Raw genomic sequence first — 22595 nt, forward strand, 5'->3', positions numbered from 1 at the left:
TCGTTCGGGGCACGGAACCTATGCCGAGCGGTCCAACCGGAAGCGCGGGTGGGGCTCGGCGCGGCCCGTGGCGAGGTCGGCGGCCATCGCGCCGATGAGCGGGGTGAATTTGGCGCCCTGCCCGGAGCACGGGGAGACGATGACGAGGGGGCCGCGCCGGTCGAGGACGAAGTCGTCCATCGGAGCGGTGGTGTACAGACAGGTGGCCTCCGCGACCGGGTCGGGGTGAAGGCCGGGGAGCCGGTCGTGGACGAAGGCGCTCACGCGGGCGCGTGACGTCGGGTCGACGACGCCGCTGCGGGTGCCGGCCGTGGTGGGCGTCCCGCGGTTGTGCTCGGCGACCTTCACGGCGGGCAGCGGGCCGCCGTCGCCGCCGGAGGGCAGACCGTAGGCCTGCATCGTCTTGTCGTTGTAGACCAAGGTCGGCCAGAGGACCGACGGGTCCCGCTGGCGGAAGTGGAAGACCTGCTGCTGGGTCACCTTCAACTCCGGCAGGGTGACGGGCAGGCCGAGCTCGGGCAGCCACGCTCCGGCGGCGATCACCACGGTGTCGGCGGTCAGTTCCCGGCCGTCGTCCGTACGCAGGCGCACCTTCCGTCCCACGTCGAACCCCGTGACCCGTACGCCGGTCCACACGTCCGCCCCGCACTCCACGGCCCTGCGCACACACGCCGCGACCGTCGCGTCGGCGTCGACCACACCGGCGTCCGGGTGGTACAGGACCCGGCCGTCGAAGCGGATGTACGGCCAACGCTCCGCGGCGTCCTGGGCGCCCAGGAGTTCGTACGGCACTCCGCCCTCACTCAGTACGCGGGCCAGCCCCTTGGTGTCGTGCTGCGCCCCGAAGTCGAGTCCACCGGTCGTCCGCAGCAAGGGAGTCGAGCTGTCCTTCTCCAGCTCGCGCCACTGCTCGTAGGCCCGCCCGGTCAGACCCACGTAGAGGGCCTCGGCGTACGCCCTGCGGAAGATCCGGGAGCTGCCGTGCGAACTGCCGTTCTTGTGGCCGATCTCGTAGGCCTCGACGAGCGTGACCTCGTGTCCGCGACGGGCGAGTTGCCAGGCGGTGGCCGCGCCCATCAGTCCGGCTCCCACGACGGCGATCAAAGGTCCTCCCCGGGTGTCCAGTTCGTCCCCGCGAGCACAACGCGGGCCATGGCGCACTCGATGGTATGCGTCGACGAGTACGTCTTCCGGATCGACGAGCGCCTACCGCACCAGCAGAGGCGCGGGACGCACGACGCCGGTCGGGGCCCCTTGTCACACCGGGATGAAATTCCCTCCCCGATGACTCAACTCCCCCAAAGGGACCACTGATTCGCCCCGCCCCCGTCGTCACGCTGCCATATTCGACAACCACTTCGGAGGTGGTTGTGACACAAGGGGCTACGACATCCGGTCCGGAGCCGAGGGCCGCGCTCGATCGTGGAGACACCGCCGAGCGCATCGCCGAGCTCGGCCGTCGCGAGAAGGAGGCGACGGGGGACGGCGGGGTGAGGAGGCGTGGAGAGTTCGGGGCCCGGGAGCGGATCGAGCGGCTGGTGGACCCGGGGTCCTTCAGCGAGACCGGTCTGTTCGTGCGGGCCAGGGACACCGGCGCAAGCGGCCGGCGCCCCTACGGCGACGGCGTGGTCACCGGGTTCGGCACCGTCGACGGGCGCCGGGTGTGCGTGTTCGCCCAGGACTCCTCGGTGTTCGGCGGAAGCATGGGCGAGGCGTTCGGCGAGAAGACCGTCGCCCTGATGGACCTCGCCCTGAAGACGGGCTGCCCCGTCATCGGCCTCAACGACTCCGGCGGCGCCCGCATCCAGGAGGGCGTCGCCTCACTCGCCCTCTACGCCGAGCTGGTGCGCAGAAACGTCCAGGCGTCCGGCGTCGTCCCGCAGATCTCCGTGGTGCTGGGTCCGTGCGCGGGCGGGGCCGCCTACTCGCCCGCGATCACCGACTTCACGGTGATGGTCGACGGCGCCTCGCACATGTTCGTCACCGGCCCCGACGTCATCGAGGCGGTCACCGGCGAGCGCACCACCGCCGAGGACCTGGGCGGCGCCCGCACCAGCAACACCGTCAACGGCAACGCCCACTTCCTCGCCGCCGACGAGGAGGACGCCCTCGACACCGTACGCGAGCTGCTGTCGTACCTCCCCGCCAACAACCTGGAGCCGCCACCGGAGTACGCGCCCGGGGACGCCCCCGCCGGGGAGCCGCTCGACTCGGTCGTCCCGGACCGGCTCGGGCAGGCCTACGACATGCGGGAGATCCTGCGGGCGGTCGTCGACGACGGTGAACTGCTCGATGTGCAGGAGCTGTTCGCACCGAACATCATCTGCGCCCTGGCCCGCGTCGAGGGACGGTCGGTCGGTGTCGTGGCCAACCAGCCGCTGTACGCCGCCGGCGTCCTAGACATCGACGCCTCCGAGAAGGCCGCACGGTTCGTACGGTTCTGCGACGCTTTCGGCATCCCCCTGCTGACCTTCACCGACGTACCCGGCTATCTGTCCGGGTCGCGCCAGGAGCGCGGCGGCATCATCCGGCGGGGCGCGAAACTGCTCTACGCCTATGCCGAGGCGACCGTCCCCAAGGTCACGGTCGTGGTGCGCAAGGCGTACGGCGGCGGGTACGCCGTGATGGGCTCCAAGCACCTGGGCGCCGACGTCAACCTCGCCTGGCCCACCGCCCGGATCGCCGTGATGGGCGCCGAGGGCGCGGTGGGCCTCCTGCACCGGCGCGAACTGGCCGCCGCGGCCGACCCCGAGGCGCTGCGGGCCCGTCTGGTCGCCACGTACGAACGCACCCACGGCACGCCCTACCTCGCCGCCGAACGCGGCTACGTCGACGCCGTCATCGCCCCTCGCGACACCCGCCCGCACATCTGCCGCGCCCTGCGCGCGCTGCACGGCAAACGCGCGCACCTGCCGCAGCGCCGCCACGGCAACATCCCGCTCTGAACCGACGCCGACGCGCCGGCATCCCGCTTCGACCCCCGACTCCCCTCCCCCGCACGGCCGTACCGCCGCTTCCGCAACGCCCCGCGACGTGAGGAGCACGACCGATGGACAGCCGCCGCCCCCCGCTCGCGCCCGCGTGCCGGACCCTGCCGGAGTATCTGCGGCACTGGGCCGAAAGCACCCCGGACCGACGGGCGTTCACCTTCGTCGATCACCCCGCGCCGCACTCGCGCGGTGTCCACCGCACCCTGACCTGGCGGCGTCTGGACCTGCGGGTGCGGGCGCTGGCCGCGCGCCTCGCCGAGGAGGCCGAACCGGGGGCACGGGTCGCGCTGTTGTGCCCGCAGGGCGTCGAGTACGTCACCGGGTTCCTCGCGACGCTGGCCGCCGGGATGGTCGCCGTACCGCTGTATCCGCCGGGCCTGCCCGGGCACGCGGACCGGCTCGCCGGGGTGCTGGCCGATGCCCGCCCGGCGGCCGTCGTGACCACGAGCGCGGTCCGGCAGGAGGTGGCCGACTTCTGCGCGCGCACCGGCCGTGACGGCGGCACGCGGATCGTGTGCGCGGACGCCGTGCCCGACGACGAGTCCCACGGTTTCCGTCCATCGGACACGGACGCCGGTGCCACCGCGTATCTCCAGTACACCTCCGGTTCGACCCGCGCCCCGGCCGGCGTGGAGATCACCCACGCCAATGTCGTCACCAACGCCCGCCAGGCGCTGACCGCGTACGGCGCCGACGTCCACCCGGTGACGTGCGTGGGCTGGCTGCCGCTCTACCACGACATGGGACTGGTGCTCAGCGTCGCCGCGCCCGTGGTCCGCGGTCTGCTGTCGGTGCTGATGGACCCGACCGCCTTCCTGCGCGAGCCCGTGCGCTGGCTCCGGCTGCTCGCCGCGCACCCGCGTGCCCTCAGTGCCGCTCCCAACTTCGCCTACGACTACTGCGCCGCGACCGTCACCGACAGCCAGAAGGCGGACCTGCGGCTGGACGGCGTCCACGCGCTGATCAACGGCAGCGAACCCGTCCGGCCCGGCACGGCCGACCGCTTCCACGCCGCCTTCGCCGACCGGGGTCTGGCACCCACCACCCACTGCCCCTCGTACGGACTCGCCGAGGCGACGGTGTTCGTCAGCGCCGCCCGGCCCGGTGCGCCGCTCGGCCGGTTCGCCCTCGACCGTGATGCCCTCGCCGCCGGAAAGGCACTGCCCGCCCGCCCCGACGACCCCAGAGCCGTGCTGCTGGCCGGCTGCGGCACCCCGGCGGGGCAGCGGATCCGCATCGTCGACCCGGCCACCGGCGCCGCGCTGTCGGAGGGCGAGGTCGGTGAGATCCGGGTGCAGGGGCCCAACGTCGGCCGCGGCTACTGGCAGCGGGCGGAGGAGAGCGAGCGGGTCTTCGGGGCCCTCCTCCCCGACGCCGAGGACTCCTCCGGCGGTCGCTGGCTGCGCACCGGTGACCTGGGGGCGGTGCTGGACGGGCAGTTGATCGTCACCGGCCGGCTCAAGGACCTCGTCATCGTCGACGGCCGCAACCACTACCCGCAGGACATCGAGGCCACGGCCCAGGACGCGCACCCGGCCGTACGCCCCGACCGGCTCGCCGTGTTCGCCGTCCCGGGTTCCTCGGGGGAACGGGTCGTGGTCGTGGCCGAACATGTCCGCACCACGACCCTCACCGACCTCGACGTGCCGAACGTCGTACGCGCCGTGCGCGGTGCCGTCTCCGGTCGGCACGGTCTGCGGCTGCACGACGTCGTGCTCGTCCCGCCGGGGTCGGTCGCGCGGACCTCCAGCGGCAAGGTGTCCCGCGCCCTGACCCGCGAGCGCTACCTCGACGGCATGTACACAGCGCCCCCCGCCTCGCGGAAGGCCGCGGGATGAGGGCCGTCGACGCGGGCGCGCTGCGCCGGCTGATCGCCGAGCGGGTCGGCTCCTGGGACGGCACCGCCCCCGAGGACGTTCCCATGGACCGGCAGCTCACGGACCTCGGCATGTCCTCCCGGGACGCGGTCGCGCTGGCCGCCGAACTGTCCCGCGCCACCGGGTGCGAGCTGCCGGCGACGCTGCTGTGGGAGGCGTCCACCGGGGACGCCCTGGTGGCGCGGCTGTGCGGTACGGCCTCCGGTCCGGCGCCGCTCGTCATGGCACCCGGCGGCCCCCGCGAGCCCGTCGCGGTCGTCGGGGTCGGCTGCCGGTTGCCGGGCGGGGTGCACGGCCCGGGCGAGTACTGGGAACTGCTGTCCAAAGGTGTCGACGCCGTGCGGCGGGTGCCCGAGGACCGCTGGCGTGACTTCACCGCCTTCCCGCCCGCCGACGCCCATCCCTACGGCGGCTATCTCGACGACATCGCCGGGTTCGACGCGGACCTGTTCCACATCACCCCGCGCGAGGCCGCGCTGATGGACCCCCAGCAGCGGATCCTGCTGGAGGTCGTCCACGAGGCGCTCGACCACGCCGCCGTGCCGGCCGCGTCCCTGGCGGGCACCGCCACGGGCGTCTTCGTCGGCGTCTCGGCCCCCGAGTACGGTCAGCTCACCGGCTCCGACCCGGCCGCCGTCGACCCGTGGGCGCCGGCCGGCGCGGCCCTGAGCATCACCGCGGGCCGGCTGGCGTACGTCCTGGACACGCGCGGGCCCTGTCTGGCCGTGGACACCGCCTGCTCCTCGTCGCTGGTCGCCGTGCACCACGCCTGCGTCAGCCTGTGGGCCGGCGAGAGCGAGACGGCGATCGCGGCCGGGGTCAACCTGCTGCTGTCGCCCGCCGTCACCGTCGCGTTCCGGCGGGCGGGCGTCCTCGCCCCCGACGGGCGGTGCAAACCGTTCTCGGCCGCGGCCGACGGCATCGGGCGCGGCGAGGGCTGCGCGGCGGTGATCCTCAAACGGCTGTCCCACGCGGAACGGGACGGCGACCGGGTGCTGGCGGTGATCCGGACGACGGCCGTCAACTCCGACGGGCGTTCCAACGGCCTGATGGCCCCCAACCCCGCCGCCCAACGGGCCCTGTTGGAGACCGCGTACACCCGGGCCGGTCTCACCCCGGGACAGGTCGACTTCGTCGAGGCGCACGGCACCGGCACCCCCCTCGGCGATCCGATCGAGGCGGGCGCCCTCGCCACGGTGCTCGGCGCCGAGCGCGACCCCGACCAGCCGCTGCTGCTCGGTTCCGTCAAGGGCAACCTCGGCCACCTGGAGTCGGCGGCGGGCATCGCAGGCCTGGTCAAGACGGTGCTCGCGCTGCGCCACGACGTCATCCCGCCCTCCCTGCACTGCACCGGCGGCAGCTCCCTCGGCGACGACCGGCTGCGGGTCGTGACCGAGCCCGAGCCATGGCCCCGCTACGGCGGCACCGCCACGGCGGGTGTCTCCGCGTTCGGCTTCGGCGGCACCAACGCCCATGCCGTACTGGAGGAATGGCGGCCCGCAGGTCCCCCGCCGGAGCCGGTCGACGAGCCGACCGCCCGGCTCCACCTCTTCTCCGACGCGGACGTCGAGCGGGTACGTGACACCGCGGCACGGGTGGCCGACTGGCTGGACACCAGCGCCGCGCACCCGGCCGACGTGGCCCGCACCCTCGCCGGGCGCACCGCCCGGGGACCGGTCCGCGCCGCCGTCGTCGCCCACGATCGCGCCGAACTCGCCGACGCGCTCAGGGCGTTGGCCGCCGGGCGCCCGGACTCACGGGTCGTGACCGGCGACCGGGACCTCGTCGGACCCGGCACCGTGTGGATCTTCTCCGGGTACGGCGGACAGTGGGCCGGCATGGGGCGCCGGCTGCTCGCCGAGGAACCCGCGTTCGCCGCCGCCGTGGAGAAGCTCGACCCGCAGCTCGCCGCCGAGTGCGACGGCCTCTCCCTGTACGACCACCTGGCCTCCGGCACCGGTCTCGACCGGTTGGTGACGGCCCAACCCCTCATGTTCGGGCTCCAGTTGGCACTCGCCGAGCTGTGGCGTTCCTACGGTGTCGAACCGGCCGCCGTGATCGGGCACTCCATGGGGGAAGTGGCCGCGGCGGTGTGCGCGGGCGCCCTGGACGTGTCGGACGGCGCGCGTGTCATCGCCGTACGCGCGCGGCTGCTGAACGGTCTGCGGGGCGGCGCGATGGCCGTCGTCGACCTCGACGACTCCGAACTCGGCTCCCTGGAGCGGGACTTCCCGGGTGTGCACGTCGCCGTGCACTCCTCGCCGCGGCAGAAGGTCGTCACCGGCGAGGAGGAAGCGGTGGGCCGGCTGGTGGACCGGCTCCAGAAGGAGGGCAGGCCCGCCCGGTCCCTGCGGGTGGTCGGCGCCGGGCACTCCCCGCAGGTCGACGCGCTGCTGCCGGAGCTGGCCGGCGAACTGGCCGGCGTGCGGGGCCGCCGACCGCGGCTGCCCGTCTACTCCACGGTCCTGGACGACCCGCGCGCCGAGAGCGCGTTCGACGCCTCCCACTGGACCGCCAACCTGCGCAGGCCGGTCCGTCTCGACCGCGCCGTAGCGGCGGCGGCCGCCGACGGTCACACCGCGTTCGTGGAGATCTCCTCCCACCCCGTCCTCACCGGGGCCGTGACCGACTCCGTACCGGGCGCGCTCGCCCTGGCCACCCTGCGCCGCGACGCGGACGGATCGGCCGCGTTCGCCGGCCAGCTGGGGGCGCTGTACGCGGCGGGGCAGCGGCTGCCGCTCCCGCCCGGCCAGGTCGTCGACGTACCCGGGCCGCGCTGGCGCCATGGGCGGCACTGGTGGACGGACGGGAGACCGGGGTCCGGCACACGCCCGGTGTCGGGGCCGGCCGACCCGCCCGTGACGGCGCGGGAGCAGCGTCCGGCCGATGACGGCGCGGGGCGCACGGACGGACGGCCCTCGGTCCTGGCACGTCTGAGCCACCACATCGCCGCCGTCAGCGGACACCCGCCGGCCCGGGTCGTCCCGGCCGCCGCCCTCGCCGACCTCGGGCTCGACTCGCTGATGGCGGTCCGCGTCCGTACCGCCATGGAACGCGAGTTCGGCATCGAACTGCCCCTGCGCGACCTGCTCGGCGCCGCGACCGTGGCCGAGGTCGCCACCCGCGTCGAGCAGGCGCTCCCCCTGACGGCCGGTGGTGTGCACCCGCGTCCACTGCGCGCCACCGGCTCCCGGCCTCCCCTGTTCCTCGTGCACGCGGCGGGCGGGCCGACCTCCGTGTACCGGCAGCTCACCGAACGACTCTCCGTCGAGCAACCGGTGTTCGGCCTCGACCGCGTCGAACAGGCCCGCACGGTCCCGGACAAGGCCCGCCGCTGCGCCGAGGCGATCGCCGCCGCGCATCCCGACGGCCCCGTACTGCTGGGCGGTTGGTCCTTCGGGGGCTTCGTCGCCCAGGAGGCCGCCCGGCAACTGACCGAGGCGGGACGTGAGGTGCGTCTGCTCGTCCTCATCGACTCCGTACGCCCTCTCCTGGACCCCGGTCTGACGCGGGCGGACCGGATCCGCCGCCACTTCGAGGGCTTCGCCTCGCACGTCGCCGAAAACTACGGCGTCCGGCTGGAGTTGCCGTACGAGGAGTTCCTGGCGATGGACGACGACGAGCACCGTATCGACGCCGTACTGGGGGCGCTGCGCGCGGCGGCCGACGTGCCGCCCGCCGCGTTGGAGCACCAGCGCGCCTCCTACCTCGACCTGAGGATCGGCGAGGCGCACCGGCCGGGCCCCCACCTCGGCCGGACCGTCCTGTACCGGGCCACCGAGCCCGCCCCGCACACCGTGCGCGATCCGGCCTACGAGCGGGACGACGCGACGCTGGGCTGGGACGAGGTGTGCCCGGACCTGGAGGTCGTACCGGTGTCCGGACACCATCTGGCGCTGCTCGACCCGCCGTACGTCGAGGAGATCGCCGCCCATCTCGACCGGGCGCTCGCCCCACGCGCCCCGGCCCCCTGAACCGCAACCGAGGAGCCGCCATGCCCCACCCTGCCACCGGAGTGACCCGGCGCACCGCCGCCAGAACGGCGGCCGCCGCCGGTCTGGCCGTCCTGTTCGGCGCCACGGCCGCCGAGGGCCGTGCGCGGGCGGCGACCCGGCTCGGCCCACGCACCCTGGACCTGTCCGTGCCGTCCGCCGCGCTGGGCCGCAGCGCGCCCGTGCGGCTGATCCTTCCGACGGGTTTCGACACCGACACCGGCCGGACCTACCCCGTGCTGTACCTGCTGCACGGGGCCCACGACGACTACACCTCCTGGACGCGGGAGACCGACATCGAGGCCTTCACCGAGGGGCGCGACCTGATCGTGGCGATGCCGGACGCGGGCCCCACAGGCATCCCCACCGCCTGGCGCAGCGGGCCCGACTACGAGACGTTCCAGGTCGAGGAGGTTCCGCGGCTGCTCGCGCGGGAGTACCGGGCCTCCGGCAGACGAGCCGTCGCCGGGGTGTCCACCGGCGGCTACGGCGCCATGGCCCACGCCGCCCGCCACCCGGGCGCGTTCGCCGCGGCGGCTTCCTACAGCGGGGTCCTCGACACCACCGCACCCGGCGTCCCGACCATCATGGACGCGATCGTCGCCCGCGAGGGCCTCTCGCCCGCCACGCTGTGGGGCAACCCCCTGCTGAACCTCCTCACCTGGCGGGACTTCAACCCGCGCGCCCGGGCGGAGGGGCTGCGCGGCACGGCCCTGTACGTCTCGCAGGGCAGCGGACTGGCCGGTGGCGGCGGCGACCCGCTGCCCCAGGTCCTGGAGAGCGCCCTGTGGCCCTCGGCCCACAGCTTCACCGACCGGCTCGCGCTGCTCCGCGTCCCGGCGACCACCCACTTCTACGCCGGTGGCGGGCACAGCTGGGCCTACTGGAAAGGCGAGTTCAGGGCGTCGTGGCCGATGCTCGCCGGTGCCCTGGGGGTGCCCGAGTAATGTCCGCGCCGTGGGGGCACGGAACGGAGCGGAGGGGTCGCCCGTCCAACTCGGGAGGTCTCACTCGTCCCGTGGGCAACAGCGCTCGCGCGAACCGCATCCGGGCGAAAGGAATGTCCCCGATGGCTTCCCCCACACCGCACGAGGTGCCCGACGGTCGCGGGGCCGCACCCGTGCCGCCCGCGCTGGCCGAGTTGCTGCGCGCCCAGCTCAAGAGCGTTGCCGACGAGGTGGAGGAGGAGGTCCGTCGCCAGGTCCCCGAGTACGCGCGGCCCGCCGACGACACCGAGCGCAAGCGGCTGCGGGAGGGGGTGGTGCAGGCCCTGACCCTGTTCGTCGATCACATCGCCGACCCGTGCGACGACGGGGAGTCGATCGCGGCGACGTACTACGAACTCGGGCGCGGTACGGCTGTCCAGGGCCGCGGACTGGACGCGTTGCAGTCCGCGCTGCGCGTCGGCGGGATGCACGCCTGGCGGCTGATGGGCCGTACGGCGGAGGACCTGGGGCTGGACTCGACGGTCGTGGCCGCGCTGGGCGAGATCGCGTTCCGGACGGTGCACGAGGTCGCGGAGGCGGCCGCGGCCGGGTACGCGGCCGGGCAGTTACGCAGCACGGACGAGCTGGAGCGGCGCCGAAAACGCCTGCTGAAGCTGCTCCTGGGCGGGGATCCCGTGGCCTCGGAGGCGGTGCAGGACCTGGCGCACCACGCGCGGTGGCCGGTGCCGCGGCGGATCGCCGTCGTCGCGCTCGCGACCGCTTCCCCCGACCAGCGCGAGGAGGGCCTGTCACCGGGGATGGCCGGCGCGCTGGTGGACATGGAGTCCCGGCCGCCTCGCATGGTGGTGCCCGATCCCGACGGTTCCGGGCGGTGGGCGGGGCGCGGGTTCGCCCTCGCGCTGCGCGGCCGGCCGGCGGCGGTGGGCCCGACGGTGCCGGTCACCGAGGGCGCGCGGTCGCTGCGCGTCGCCGCCCGGGCGCTGGGTCTGATGGGGCGCGGGATCCTGCCCCGGCAGGGGGTGGTGCGGTGCGCCGACCACCTGTCGACCCTGCTCCTGCACTCCGACGAGCCACTGCTCGACGACCTGCGGGCCCACGCCCTCCGCCCGCTCGACACGGTCCTGCCGGGCCAGCGCGCCCGGCTCGCCGAGACCCTGCTGGCCTGGCTGCTCAGCGGCAGCAACGTGCCGGATGTCGCGGCCCGGCTGCACATCCACCCGCAGACGGTCCGCTACCGCCTGCGTCAGCTGGAGAAGCTCTTCGGTGACGCCCTGCACGATCCCGGAACCCGCCTCGACCTCATCCTGGCGCTGCGGGCGGAATCACTGCACACGCGGACGGAATGACCGCGGAACGACTTTCGACGCCCGCACATTCGATAAAGGCTCAACCAGCTACAAAAACTCATGACGTTTCCATTGTCCCGTCCATAACAGTCGGACCGGCGAAGCGCATACCTTCGGGGCATCCTTTTTCGCAGGCGCGTATCGCGCCCCACCCGCGGAGGATTCCATGCGCATCCGTTTATGCTTCGCCGTACTCTCACTGGTCGGCGGTGCCGGGCTCGCCACCCTCTCGGCGCCGACTGCCACAGCCGCGGCCTGCACGGACATCGACGTCGTCGCGGCCCGCGGCACCTTCGAACCGGGCACGCTCGGTTTCATCGTCGGCGACCCCGTGTATTCCGCGCTGCAGAAGAAAGTCACCGGAAAGACGTTCTCCAGCTATGCGGTGAACTACCCCGCCGACCTTTCCCCGACTTCCGCCGCCCAGGGCAACGCGGATCTGGTGAACCACGTGAACCGGCAGGCCGCTTCCTGTCCGAATCAGCGGTTCGTTCTCGTCGGCTATTCGCAGGGAGCGAACGTCGTCGACAACTCCATCGGAATCAGCAGCGCCGGCGCGGTGGTCGGCAGTCCGATCGTCGCCACACTGCCGGCCACGGTCGAACCGAAGGTCAAGGCGGTGCTGCTGTTCGGCAACCCCATCCGGGCCATCGGCAAGAGCGTCACGGGCACCTATCAGAGCCGCACGATCGACTTCTGCGCGGCGGGCGACCCGGTCTGCGAGAACGGCGGAGGAGACGTGGGGGCCCATCTGGGATACACCGCGAACGCGGACGCGGCGGCCGCCTTCGCGGCGGGCCGGGTCTGAGGTGTGAGACCTGAAGTCCGAGCATGACGTGGGGAGGGCCCGGGAGATGTCCCGGGCCCTCCCTTCGTACCGTCGCGGGTTACCGCGGATTCGCAGCGAACCGCGCGAGGTTGGTGGACACGGGCTCGGGCCGGCCGTCGTTCTGCACCGGTGCCGCGGTCAGCACGTCGAGGTGCTGGTAGCCGTCGGCGACCACGGGGTGCAGGTCGGCGGGGACCCGGCCGGCCAGCAGTCCGTCGCCCGCGAGCACGGTCAGGACGGGGTTGGCGGTGAGCCCGCCGGGGTGCACGACGAGCCGCTTCACCTGCGGGGAGGTTGCCAGTTGCAGGTCGGTGACGAGCTTGGTCGGGAAGTACTGCTCGGTGAAGTCCAGCGGCTGCTCGGCCAGGCTCCGGGCCAGCTCCTGGATACCCGTGACCTCCTTGCCCGCGTCGGTGAACGGCGTGCCGTCGGCCGAGCGGTACCCGGGGTCGTCGGCGTCCCCCACCCGGTCGTAGTCACGCCAGGTGTACAGCGGCCCCGCCGGCCGGTCCGGGACGGCCTTGTACTCGGTGCCGTACAGGCCGGGCTGCTGCTGACCGCCGTTGGCGACGGGGAAGTTCTTGTCGGCGACCGGTCCCCCGTCGAAGAACCCCACGCTGCTCTGGAGGAAGGCGAGCGGTACGGAGTTGTCGTCCATCAGCGCGCCCAGCACCGCCTCATTGGTGAGCCGGAAGTCCTTCACGCTCGGCGAGCCGCTGAGGAAGGTGGCGGTGTCCTTGGAGAACAGGAACCGGTTCGTGGCCTCGATGTTGAGCCCCGAGGGCAGATAGCTCGGCAGGTCGGCCTCGGCCCCCGGGCTCTGCACGGCGCCCAGTCCGGCGATGGCGAGGAGTGTCATGGTCTCGGGGTTGAGCAGGACCGGCGCGGACAGCGAGCGGGGCAGCACTCCGCTGTCGAGTCCGGCCTGTACGACGCCGTGGCCGAGGCCGATGTCGGGCAGGTTCATGTCGTCAGGGAGGCTGCCGCTGAGGTCGGCCAGCGACGTCGAGACGGTGGTGTCGAGGGCGAAGTAGCCCGCGCACTGGTTGTATCCGGCGTCGGTCGTGGTGCGCGGGTTCCCGTCGAAGTCGGCGGCGGCGAAGTAGCCGGTGACGACCCCGCCCAGCGAATGTCCGCCGCACAGCACCTTGCGCTTGCGCAGCGTCTGGTCGGGCAGTTCGGCCGCGAGCAGGTCGTACTGGTCCCGGACGGTCTGCTCGATGCCGAGCCGGGCCATCCATCCCAACTGCCCGTTGTCCGCGAAGCCGTCGAAGGTGCGGCCCGCGACCTGCTTGCCGCGGTAGTAGTAGTCGACGGCCGTGTGCTGGTCGCCGGAGGCGATGCCGGTGCGGTCCTCCAGGCAGTTGGACCGCCGGTCCAGGGCCCAGAACTCGATGTGCAGGCCCTGTGCCGCGGCCGCCGTCACGGTGTTGCGGGCGACGCTGTCGAAGGCCCCGGCCCCCTCCAGGATGCCCGGCTGGGCGACCAGGATCCGGTCCGCGTCCGCGGCGGCGGCCGGACCGTCGTCGGCGCGGTAACGGAGATACGACAGCCAGTCGCACGCGGCCGGACGGGCACCGGCCGACTCCGGCAGCGGCACCCGTACCCGCACCACCGACTCACGCACCCCGGCGACCGGCGAGGTCGACACCACCGGCGTCTCGGTCCGCGCCCCGTCCGCCCGGGCGCCGGAAGCCGCCGCCGTGAGCGTCCCCGCGGTCAGCAGTACCGCCAGCGCGGCACACCGCCACGCCTTCCCTCTCCTGCGAATCGTGTCCATGCCCTGGACGCTAGGATCCCGGCCACACCCGCCTCAGGAAGTGCTGACAGGAACTCAGTCTTCCGGTGCGGCCTTGTCATCGGGGCGCAGCGCCGGGCTCACGGCCCCGTCACGCCGCCGGTTGCAGATAGCGGGCCAGCAGGTCGTCCAGGGTCACCATGCCCGTCAGGCGCCCGGCCCCGTCGCGTACGACCGCCAGGGTGGCCCGGTTGCGGCGCAGGAGCTCGATCGCGTCGGCGACGGTGGCGTCCTGTGTGAGCTCCGGTACCGGTCGGGCCAGGGCGCGGGCGTCGGTGGCGCGTGCCTGGGCGCGGGCGACGAGGGCGTCCCGGGCGTGGACGGAGCCGAGGACGCGACGCTCGCCGCCTTCCTCGCGGACGAGCAGGCGGGTGCGGTCGTGGTCGGAGGCGAGGCGGAGGATGGCGTCGATGTCGGCGGCACCGTCGACCGAGGTGATCTCCGCGGCCGGGATCTGGAGTTCCCCGACCGGGGTCTCGGGCTCGACGAGCGAGCGGGTCAGCAGCTCCGAGTCGTTCTCGCTGATCAGCCCCAGCCGCTCGGACTCCTCCACGAGGTGGGTGAGCTGCTCGCGGTTGTGGACCGCGGCGAGTTCGTCGCGCGGGGTGACCCGGCACAGCCGTACCAGGGCGTTGCTGATCCGGTTGAGCACCGCGATCAGCGGCCGTACCGCCTTCACCACGGCGCGGAAGGCCGGGGCGAGGAGCATGGCGGAGCGTTCGGGGTGGGCGATGGCCCAGGACTTGGGGGCCATCTCGCCGACCACCATGTGCAGGAACACCACGACGACCATCGCGAAGACGAACGCGATGGCGTAGCTGACGCCGCTGGGCAGGCCCAGGTCGTGCAGGAGCGGGTCGAGTTCATGGGAGATGGCGGGCTTGGAGACCGAGCCCAGGCCCAGGGTGCAGACGGTGATGCCGAGTTGGGCGCCGGCCAGCATCAGCGACAGCTCGCGCATGCCGGCCAGGGCCGCCTTGGCGCCGCGCTGCTGCTGGGCGACGGCCTTCTCCATACGGTGCCGCTTGGCGGCGACCAGGGCGAACTCGGCGGCGACGAAGAACCCGCTGCCGATCAGCAGCAGCACGGTGACGAAGAGCGCCATCGGGAAGCTCATGACCCCTCCTTGTGGATCCGGACCCGCTCCGGCACATGCCGGTCCAGGGTGCGTACGACGATGACCGCGCTGCCGCCCTCGGTCAGTTCGACCGTCAGCCGGTCGCCGATGGCGGGGAAGCGGCCCAGGCGGTCCACGATCAGGCCGGCCACGGTGTCGTAGTCGTCCTCCTCGGGCAGGTCGATGCCGGTGGCGTCGGCGATCTCGTCGAGGCGGCGGCCGGCGTCCACCAGCCAGCCCGCGCCGTCGGGGACGGCGACCTCGATGACCGTGTCGGTCTCGTCGGCGATGTCTCCGACCAGTTCCTCGGCGATGTCCTCGTAGGTGACGATGCCGGCGACCCCGCCGTGTTCGTCGAGGACGACCGCGAACTCGTCGTCCCGCTCGCGCATCTGCTCCACGGCGTCCGGCAGCGGCAGGGTGTCGGGCAGGAGCAGCGGTCGGCGGGCCAGCGCGCCCGCGGTCGTGGCGGCCAGCGTCGCGGCGGGCAGCCGCATCAGCTCGCGGACGCCGACGACGCCCGGAACGTCGTCCGGGTGGTCGCCGAGGACGGGGTAGGTGGAGTGGCCGTGCTTGGCGATGAGGTCGACGGCCTCGGCGGCGGTGGCGTCCTTGCGGACGAAGACGGCGTCGACGCGCGGCACCATCACCTCGTCGAGGGTGCGCTCGGAGAACTCCAGGGCGTGGTCGATGAGTTCGGCGGTCTCCCTGGGCAGCTCGCCCTGTTCGTGGGACTCGCCGATGAGGTGGCCGAGCTCCTCCAGGGTCGCGCCGTGGTGCAGTTCCTCGACGGGCTCGATGCCGACCTTGCGCAGCAGCCGGTTGGCGGCGCCGTCGAAGACGCGCACGAGCGGGCCGACGACCTTGAGGTACGCCAGGGTGGAGCCGGCCAGCGACTTCGCGAGGCGCTCCGGTACGGCGATCGCGAGGTTCTTCGGGGCCAGCTCGCCCAGCACCATCTGGACGACGGTGGCCAGGACGAAGGCGAGGACGACGGAGATCCCGCCGACGGCGCCCTCGGGGATGCCGATGCCGGTCAGGGCGGGCTCGAGCAGTGCGGAGACGGACGGTTCGGCGATGAAGCCGACGACCAGTCCGGTGACGGTGATGCCGAGCTGGGCGCCCGACAGCATGAAGGACAGCCGCTCCAGGACCGTCAGGGCGCGGGCGGCCCTTCGGTCACCCGCCTCCGCCTCGCGGGCCAGGGCGAGCCGGTCCACGGAGACGTAGGCGAACTCCTGGGCCACGAAGTAGCCGGTACCGGCGGTGAGGACGAAGACGGCCAGCAGGCCGAGCAGGGCGTTCACGGTGCTCATCGGCGTGTCGATCGAGCGGGGGCACCCTGCCCATGGGGTCCGGGACTGTGCCCCGGGGAGTCCGTCGCGGTGGCGGACAAGTCTTGCTCCTTCAGTTGGTGTGCGGTGGGGGAACGAACGGGACGGGGACGGGGTTCCCTCCGGCCGCCGGCGCACCGGCTTCTACGGTGCTGTAGATGTACCGTGCCGTAGATGTTAGGGCTTCAGGCGTCCGCGTCGCCTCTCGCCTGCCCGAGCAGGTCACGCAGCAGCTTCTCGTCCGCGGGGTCGAGGGAGGCGACGAAACTGGCCAGCACCGCCGCGCGGTCGCTCTCGGCGTCCAGGAGCCTGCGCATCTTGTGGGCCGCCAGTCCGAAGCGGTCCGACTCCGGTGTCCAGACGAACGAGCGGCCCGCCCGTTGCCGGGTCACCGCGCCCTTGGCCAGCAGCCGGGTCAGGATCGTGATCACCGTCGTATAGGCGAGGCCCGCCCCCAGCCGCCGCTGCACCCAGCCCGCCGTCGCCGGGCCGTCGGCCTCGCGCAGCACCGACAGGACCTGGGCCTCCAGCTCGCCCGGCCCCCGTCGCCGGGGGCGCCGGTGATCGGTCACGTCCTGTCTCCCTTCCCGCTGCCGCACACTGCACGGGCGGTCCATCGTAGGGACACCGTGCCGCTCCGCGGCCTGGCAGAGGTACGCTGCCCGCCTGGCCGGGATCGCCTCCGACTTCGGCACCGTCCGATCCGGAGGGATCCCCATGTTCGGAATGAGCGAGCTCGTCGTCGTCCTGCTCGTCGTGATCGCCGTCCTCGCTGCCAAGAAGCTCCCCGAACTGACCCGCTCGGCGGGCAAGTCGGCGCGCATCTTCAAGGCGGAGAAGCTCGCCATGGACGAGGGAGCGGCCGAGGAATCGGCGACCCCTCGCGTGGTCCAGGGCGAGGTGGTCACCGATTCCGGGCGGCCGCAGGCTCAGGGTGGCGCCACCGACGGGTCATGAGAACAGGGTGGCCAGGTCCGGCTTCTGGCCGCCGAACAGTCCGTCCTGCTCGCTGAGCGTGGCCAGCTTCTCCAGGGAGGCCATGTCGACCTCGGTGGGCCAGCTGGGGAGGATGAGGTTCTTCAGGACGTCGCCGCTGATCTTGGTGTAGGTGGTGAGGGTCTGGCGGGCCTCGTCCGGGTGCGCGGAGGCGTACTCGAGCGACTCGTTCATCGCCTCGGTGAACTTCTTCACCAGGTCCGGGTTCCGCTGCGTGAGCTGCGTCGAGGTGAAGTACGTCGCGACGGTGAGCTCGGGGTCCGTCTCCGCGAAGGGTGAGGCCACGACGCGGGCGCCCTGCGCCTTGGCGACGGTCTGCGCGGGTTCGCCCATCCAGGCGGCGTCCACCCGGCCGTCGTCCACGGCGGCGGGCATCTGGTCGAAGGGGATCTCTACGAACTTCACCTTCGAGGGGTCGCCGCCGGCCTTGCGGACCGATTCGCGCACCGTGGTGGAGCCGATGTTCTGGAGGGTGTTGACCGCCACCGTCCGTCCGGCGAGGTCCTTGGCCGTCTTGACGGGGCTGTCCTTCTTCACCATCACGGCGGTGACGTCCGCGCCCACCTTGCCGTTGGAGGCCGCGCCGTTGGCGACCGACTTGACCGGCACCTTCTTGACCTGGGCCAGCATCAGCGAGGTCGTGTTGCTGAACCCGAACTCGAACTGACCGCTCACCACACCGGGGATGATCGCGGCGCCACCCTGGGCGGCGACCATCTCCAGTTTGATGCCGCGGCTGCTGAAGAAGCCCTTCTGCTGCCCCAGATAGAGCGGGGCGACATCGACGATCGGAATGATCCCGACCTTGACCGTCGTGGTCTTCGTGCCGCCCGCGCTCGACGAACCGCTCGTTCCCGAGTCCGAGGATCCGCAGCCGGCCAGACCGGCGAGGGTGATCAGTGCTGCGCCAAGCCCGAGTACACGCCTTCGCATGGGCTCCTCCAGGGGGAAGGGGTGGGGAAGAGACCACGGCTGTCCTGGTGCGTCTCGACAGCCCGGCTTATTTTGTGCATTTTCGCGACGGCCGCAATCTACACGCCTTACTTCACGCTGTCAGCACTCCTGACAAGGCTCGTCCGACCGGGCCGCCGACCAGGGGTTACGCCGACGCCAAGGGCAGCGCGGCGAAGGTGTGCCGCTCCCACAGAAGGCGCGAGGCCTCCTCCGGATAGGCGGCCACCGTCGGTTCGATGTCCAGGAGTTGGACGAGACGCCGCTCGTCGTCGTACGCGGGCCAGCCGGGGTCGCCCGTGGTGGCGAACGCGGTCCAGGCGGAGCGGACGCGGTCGGAGAGCGCCTCGGTCTCGGGCGTGGGGGCGGGGCCGATCAGCATGCTGCCGAGGCCGTTGCCGTCGTACACGCCGAAGGTCAGGGGCACGTCCAGGCCGTGGCAGGCGCCCAGTGCGCCGCCGTTGGCGGGGGCGGACCAGGTGAGGTCGTAGACGTGCGCCCGGCCGCCGCCGGCCACCTGGGCCTGGGCCAGGTGCAGCGAGGGCATGCGGAACAGCCAGTCGGACTGGACGAGCTCGAAGAGGTACTCCGTGCCCGCGTCCGGGAAGGCGGCGCGGTACGCCTGTTCGGCGTCCGGCGTCGGGCCGAACAGGCTCAGAGCGAGTGCCGCCAGCCCGTCGTCCACCCGGCCGAGCAGTCCGCCGAGCAGCAGGAAGAGGCGGTACTCGTCCCGGTTGTGGCCGACGATCAGCTCCACGTCGGCGGCGGCGCCGGCGGCCAGCGCCTCCCAGGGCGCGGTGGGCAGGACGTCGCCGTCGACGACCGGTGAGAACGGGGTCGGGGTGAGGGCGACCGCACGCCACCGCGGCAGGTGCTCGCGCATCCGGGCGGTCAGCGTCGCCCCCGCCTCGGGCAGCTTGCGCGGGTCCACGCCGGCCAGGTCGGCGACGGTGGGCCGCAGCCCGATCTCGGCGGCCAGCGCCTGGGCGATGTCGGTGGCGAGCGCGTCCGAGAAGTACGTGCCCGGCACGCTCTGGGCGATGGCCCGCCGGAACAGGCCCCGCGCCCTGGGCATGACCATCAGGGCGGCGATGGACCCCGCGCCGGCCGACTCGCCGAAGACGGTGACCTGGTCCGGGTCGCCCCCGAAGGCGGCGATGTTCTCGCGCACCCACTCCAGCGCCGCGACCTGGTCGAGCAGACCGCGGTTGGCGGGGGCGCCCTCGATGTTGAGGAAGCCCTCGATGCCGACCCGGTAGTTGAGGCTGACCACGACGAGCCCGCCCTCGCCGGACAGGCGGCTGCCGTCGTAGGCGCGGTCGTCGGAGGAACCGAACTTGTAGGCGCCGCCGTAGATCCACACCATCACCGGGCGGCGTGCCGCCGGGTCCGCGTCCGGGGTCCAGACGTTCACGGTCAGCCAGTCGTCACCGGCCGAAAAGCCCCCGGGGGCCTCGGGTCCCATCGGCTCCTGGGGCGGAGGCGGGCCGAACGCGAACGCCTCGCGCACGCCGTCCCAGCGGTCCACCGGCCGTGGAGCGGCGAAGCGGTCCTCGCCCACCGGGGGCTGCGCGTAGGGGATGCCGCGGAAGACCGACAGGCCGCCCTCCCGACGGCCCTGTACGGTGCCCGCCGCCGTCGCGGCTTCCGGAAACTCGCTTCTGCTCATCGACGACTCCTCAGGGGCTCAGCGCGGTGGCGTGGCGCAATGTGTGCTGTGAAAACTAGTGCACTATGCGAACAGAAGTCACCCCTCACTTCGTCATGGTCTCCACGCGACGCGTCACCTCGCGACAGAACGACCCGATTCCGTCCGGATCATCAATGAACTGGTTCGGCTTTATACAAAAAGTCGTGAATCCCTGCTCCAGCTGTTCCGGGATCGACGCGAGGGCCGCCCCTAGATCCGCCGGCGAGCGGTCGTCCGGGAACACGGCCTGAGTGCCGCCGATCATCTCCAGCTCCGCCGCGTCCCGCCCGGCCGCGGCCATCGCCTCCTCGAGAGCCAGCAGGTCCTGCGCTGTGGGGCGACCCAGCGGATGGAAGCCATGGCCGTACCGGACGAGTCTGCGCAGGACCGGGCCGTGCAGGCGCTGTCCGCCGAACCACAGGCGGGGGCCCTCGGGGCGGTGGGCCTTGGGTTCGAAGTAGACGTCCCGGAAGGAGTAGTGCTCGCCGTCGTGGGAGATCGGGGACGCTCCCCACGCCTTCGCCCAGACCTCCAGATGTTCGTCCAGCAGACGTCCGCGGCGGCCGAAGGGGACGCCGAGCGCGTCGTACTCGTCCCTGCTCCAGCTGACCGTCGGCTGCACCAGCAGCCGCCCCTCGCTGATCAGGTCCAGGGTGCCCAACTCCCGTGCCATCAGCAGAGGATGACGCAGCGGTGCGAGGACGGCCGCCGCCGCCAGCCGCAGGCGCCGGGTGACGGAGGCGATGGCGGCGAGCAGGAGCAGGGAGTTGGGCCAGGGCGTGTACGGGTCCTGGTTGCCCGGGAGGGCGTAGTCACGGGGGTTGCCCATGATGCCGTCGGCGCCCGCGTCCGGACCGAGGACGATGTGCTCACTGACCATCACCGAGTCGAAACCGGCGTCCTCCGCCTCGCGGGCCCAGCGGACGGCGGCGGGCAGGTCGGCCTGGCCACCGGTGAGGGTCCAGTTCTCGCTCAGGACGAGCAGCATGCGGGGCGCGGCGCTCATCGCTCGCCCCGCTCGTGGACCACACGTCCGTCGAACACCGTCAGATCGACCCGTACGTCCGTGATCTCGTGCGGGTCGAGGCCGAGCAGCGGCCGGTCCAGGACGCACAGGTCGGCCACCTTGCCGACCTCGACCGAGCCCTTCCACTCCTCCGCGAAGTCCTGACGGGCCGGGTTGATCGTGTACGCGCGCAGGGCGTCGGCGAGGGGTACGCACTGCTCGGGACCGCTGGGCCGGCCGCTGGCCTTGGACTCACGGAGCATCATCGCGGCGACGCCCTGGCGCCAGTCGGGTTCGGTGATCGGCGCGTCGGAACTGGCGCAGACCGTCACACCTGCGTCGAGGGCGGAGCGTACGGGCCACTGGTAGGCGGAGCGCACGGGGCCGACGACCTCGTCCATCAGGTCGGAGATCGTCCACTTGATGCCGGGGTTCATGTTGACGCCGTACCCGTGCGCGGCGAGCTTGGCGAGGCTCGCGGGCCCCGCGAAGTCACCGTGGATGACGTAGTGGCGGGCCTCGGCCCTGGGCGCCGCCTCGTTCGCGGCGACGAAGGCGTCGACGACCTCGTCGATGGCCCGGTCACCGGTGACGTGCACACCGAGCTGGTAGCCCGCCTCGTGCGCGACCCGGATCATCTCCCGCAGCTCACCGGCCTGGAGGGCCGGGGTGTCGCCGTGCACACACAGCGCGCCGTGACCGCCGTCCGCGTAGGGCTCCTTCATCCAGGCCGTGCGGTTCGGCGGGACTCCGTCGGCGAAGATCTTGACGCCGATGGCACGCAGCAGGCGCTCGTCGGCGGAGGCGGGGCGCGGCAGTTCGGCCAGTCCCTTGCGCACGTCGTCGGCGGAGCCGCCCATGGGGGCGGGCAGCAGCAGGACGCTGATCCGGGCGTCCAGGGCGTTCTCCTCGGCGAGTTGGGCGTACGCGGTCCAGTTGTCGGTGCTCAGGCCGCCGAACAGCGAGGACGTGCCGCCGGGGCCGAGGCCGGGCTCGGTGTAACTGGTGATGCCTCGCGTGTGCAGTTCCCGGATCACGCCGGTGATGGCCTCGCGGCGCTGGGCGACGGTGGGGCTGGGCAGCGCGGCCTGGACGAGCCGCCCGGCCGCCTCGCGCAGGATGCCCGTGGGCTCGCCGTCACCGTCGTGGTCGATGACTCCGCCGGGCGGCGCCACGCTGTGCGCACCGATGCCGCAGCGGCGCAGCGCCTCACTGTTGACCCACACCATGTGGGAGGAGAAGTCGGTCAGACAGACCGGGTTGTCGGGCGCCACCGCGTCCAGGTCCCGGCGGTGCGGGAACCGGCCCGGGTCGGCGAGGCACTCCGCGAGATACCCAGGGTCCCAGCCGAGGCCGACGATCCACTCACCGGGCCGGGCCTCCCCCACCGCGCCGCGGACCACCTCGGCGACGTCGGCGATCGAGCCGACCGCCGGATGGCCGACGTAGAGCGCGAACGGCGGTTTCGTCAGGCCGTACGCCGCCCCGTGCAGATGCGAGTCGTTGATGCCCGGCAGGACGGTCCGTCCGCCGAGTTCGACGATCCGGGTGCCGGGGCCGGCCAGGGCGCGCATCTCGGCGTCGCCGCCGACGGCCAGGATCGTCCGGCCGTGCACGGCCACCCCTTCGGCGACGGTGAAGTCGCCGTCGACGGTGACGACTTGACCGCCCGTCAGAATTAGAGTGGGAATGCTGGGGGTGGGGGCGCTGTCGCTCACGTGG

The 22595-nt window shown here is 72.8% G+C and carries 16 protein-coding genes; 7 read left to right on the forward strand and 9 right to left on the reverse strand.

The genetic code is table 11. From position 1 onward, the window contains the following. Positions 1-18 precede the first annotated feature (18 nt). Entirely contained in the window at positions 19-1104 is a 1086-nt protein-coding gene (locus ABKA17_RS18530; RefSeq protein WP_353693183.1) for an FAD-dependent oxidoreductase, read from the reverse strand. Positions 1105-1370: 266 nt separating this feature from the next. On the opposite strand from ABKA17_RS18530, the gene ABKA17_RS18535 reads away from it, so the two are divergent. From ABKA17_RS18535 to ABKA17_RS18560, 6 genes are all read left to right on the forward strand, one after another. Then, positions 1371-2945 (forward strand): acyl-CoA carboxylase subunit beta, encoded by a 1575-nt coding sequence (locus ABKA17_RS18535; protein WP_502994277.1) that lies wholly within the window; start codon positions 1371-1373, stop codon positions 2943-2945. Positions 2946-3049: 104 nt separating this feature from the next. Further along, the gene (locus tag ABKA17_RS18540) at positions 3050-4828 is read left to right on the forward strand and encodes a fatty acyl-AMP ligase (protein ID WP_353693184.1); all 1779 of its coding nucleotides are present in this window, start codon (positions 3050-3052) and stop codon (positions 4826-4828) included. After that, positions 4825-8841 carry a beta-ketoacyl synthase N-terminal-like domain-containing protein gene (locus ABKA17_RS18545; RefSeq protein ID WP_353693185.1) on the forward strand — a complete coding sequence of 1339 codons (4017 nt, stop codon included), beginning with the start codon at positions 4825-4827 and terminating at the stop codon, positions 8839-8841. Before ABKA17_RS18540 ends, ABKA17_RS18545 begins: the two co-directional genes overlap by 4 nt. Positions 8842-8861: 20 nt before the next feature. Then, a complete protein-coding gene (locus ABKA17_RS18550) occupies positions 8862-9806 on the forward strand; it encodes an alpha/beta hydrolase (protein ID WP_353693186.1) in 945 nt (314 codons plus the stop codon). Positions 9807-9928: 122 nt separating this feature from the next. Continuing rightward, on the forward strand, positions 9929-11152 hold the full coding sequence (locus ABKA17_RS18555) for a PucR family transcriptional regulator (protein WP_353693187.1): 1224 nt from the start codon (positions 9929-9931) through the stop codon (positions 11150-11152). 166 nt (positions 11153-11318) lie between these two features. Further along, positions 11319-11960, forward strand: coding sequence for a cutinase family protein (locus ABKA17_RS18560; RefSeq protein WP_353693188.1), 642 nt, complete (start codon positions 11319-11321; stop codon positions 11958-11960). Between the two features lie 79 nt (positions 11961-12039). Here the strand turns inward: ABKA17_RS18560 and ABKA17_RS18565 are convergent, their stop codons facing one another. From ABKA17_RS18565 to ABKA17_RS18580, 4 genes are all read right to left on the reverse strand, one after another. After that, positions 12040-13761 (reverse strand): hypothetical protein, encoded by a 1722-nt coding sequence (locus tag ABKA17_RS18565; protein ID WP_353693189.1) that lies wholly within the window; start codon positions 13759-13761, stop codon positions 12040-12042. Positions 13762-13870: 109 nt separating this feature from the next. After that, the gene (locus ABKA17_RS18570; protein ID WP_353693190.1) at positions 13871-14896 is read right to left on the reverse strand and encodes a hemolysin family protein; all 1026 of its coding nucleotides are present in this window, start codon (positions 14894-14896) and stop codon (positions 13871-13873) included. Beyond that, the gene (locus ABKA17_RS18575; protein WP_353693191.1) at positions 14893-16212 is read right to left on the reverse strand and encodes a hemolysin family protein; all 1320 of its coding nucleotides are present in this window, start codon (positions 16210-16212) and stop codon (positions 14893-14895) included. Before ABKA17_RS18575 ends, ABKA17_RS18570 begins: the two co-directional genes overlap by 4 nt. A 203-nt stretch (positions 16213-16415) precedes the next feature. Continuing rightward, the gene (locus tag ABKA17_RS18580; RefSeq protein ID WP_353693192.1) at positions 16416-16802 is read right to left on the reverse strand and encodes a BlaI/MecI/CopY family transcriptional regulator; all 387 of its coding nucleotides are present in this window, start codon (positions 16800-16802) and stop codon (positions 16416-16418) included. Positions 16803-16947: 145 nt separating this feature from the next. Here ABKA17_RS18580 and ABKA17_RS18585 point away from each other — a divergent pair, with 145 nt between their 5' ends. Beyond that, positions 16948-17187, forward strand: a complete 240-nt coding sequence (locus ABKA17_RS18585) for a twin-arginine translocase TatA/TatE family subunit (RefSeq protein WP_353693193.1) — start codon at positions 16948-16950, stop codon at positions 17185-17187. Here ABKA17_RS18585 and ABKA17_RS18590 read toward each other — a convergent pair. The 4 genes from ABKA17_RS18590 to ABKA17_RS18605 form a co-directional block, all read right to left on the reverse strand. Continuing rightward, the gene (locus tag ABKA17_RS18590; RefSeq protein ID WP_353693194.1) at positions 17182-18159 is read right to left on the reverse strand and encodes an ABC transporter substrate-binding protein; all 978 of its coding nucleotides are present in this window, start codon (positions 18157-18159) and stop codon (positions 17182-17184) included. The genes ABKA17_RS18585 and ABKA17_RS18590 overlap by 6 nt on opposite strands. A gap of 166 nt (positions 18160-18325) precedes the next feature. Continuing rightward, on the reverse strand, positions 18326-19846 hold the full coding sequence (locus ABKA17_RS18595; protein ID WP_353693195.1) for a carboxylesterase/lipase family protein: 1521 nt from the start codon (positions 19844-19846) through the stop codon (positions 18326-18328). An 85-nt stretch (positions 19847-19931) separates the two neighbouring features. After that, a complete protein-coding gene (locus tag ABKA17_RS18600) occupies positions 19932-20873 on the reverse strand; it encodes a TIGR03619 family F420-dependent LLM class oxidoreductase (RefSeq protein WP_353693196.1) in 942 nt (313 codons plus the stop codon). Next, entirely contained in the window at positions 20870-22591 is a 1722-nt protein-coding gene (locus ABKA17_RS18605) for an amidohydrolase (protein WP_353693197.1), read from the reverse strand. Before ABKA17_RS18605 ends, ABKA17_RS18600 begins: the two co-directional genes overlap by 4 nt. Positions 22592-22595: the final 4 nt, after the last annotated feature.

Source organism: Streptomyces sp. RG80 (assembly GCF_040446465.1).
In the GTDB taxonomy this organism is placed as follows: Bacteria; Actinomycetota; Actinomycetes; order Streptomycetales; family Streptomycetaceae; genus Streptomyces.

Excerpts from the sequence above, each read along its gene's own strand:
- ABKA17_RS18540 (WP_353693184.1), top strand. The coding sequence starts at position 3,050 with ATGGACAGCCGCCGCCCCCCGCTCGCGCCCGCGTGCCGGACCCTGCCG.
- ABKA17_RS18545 (WP_353693185.1), top strand. The coding sequence starts at position 4,825 with ATGAGGGCCGTCGACGCGGGCGCGCTGCGCCGGCTGATCGCCGAGCGG.
- ABKA17_RS18550 (WP_353693186.1), top strand. The coding sequence starts at position 8,862 with ATGCCCCACCCTGCCACCGGAGTGACCCGGCGCACCGCCGCCAGAACG.
- ABKA17_RS18555 (WP_353693187.1), top strand. The coding sequence starts at position 9,929 with ATGGCTTCCCCCACACCGCACGAGGTGCCCGACGGTCGCGGGGCCGCA.
- ABKA17_RS18560 (WP_353693188.1), top strand. The coding sequence starts at position 11,319 with ATGCGCATCCGTTTATGCTTCGCCGTACTCTCACTGGTCGGCGGTGCC.
- ABKA17_RS18565 (WP_353693189.1), bottom strand. The coding sequence starts at position 13,761 with ATGGACACGATTCGCAGGAGAGGGAAGGCGTGGCGGTGTGCCGCGCTG.
- ABKA17_RS18570 (WP_353693190.1), bottom strand. The coding sequence starts at position 14,896 with ATGAGCTTCCCGATGGCGCTCTTCGTCACCGTGCTGCTGCTGATCGGC.
- ABKA17_RS18575 (WP_353693191.1), bottom strand. The coding sequence starts at position 16,212 with ATGAGCACCGTGAACGCCCTGCTCGGCCTGCTGGCCGTCTTCGTCCTC.
- ABKA17_RS18585 (WP_353693193.1), top strand. The coding sequence starts at position 16,948 with ATGTTCGGAATGAGCGAGCTCGTCGTCGTCCTGCTCGTCGTGATCGCC.
- ABKA17_RS18590 (WP_353693194.1), bottom strand. The coding sequence starts at position 18,159 with ATGCGAAGGCGTGTACTCGGGCTTGGCGCAGCACTGATCACCCTCGCC.
- ABKA17_RS18595 (WP_353693195.1), bottom strand. The coding sequence starts at position 19,846 with ATGAGCAGAAGCGAGTTTCCGGAAGCCGCGACGGCGGCGGGCACCGTA.
- ABKA17_RS18600 (WP_353693196.1), bottom strand. The coding sequence starts at position 20,873 with ATGAGCGCCGCGCCCCGCATGCTGCTCGTCCTGAGCGAGAACTGGACC.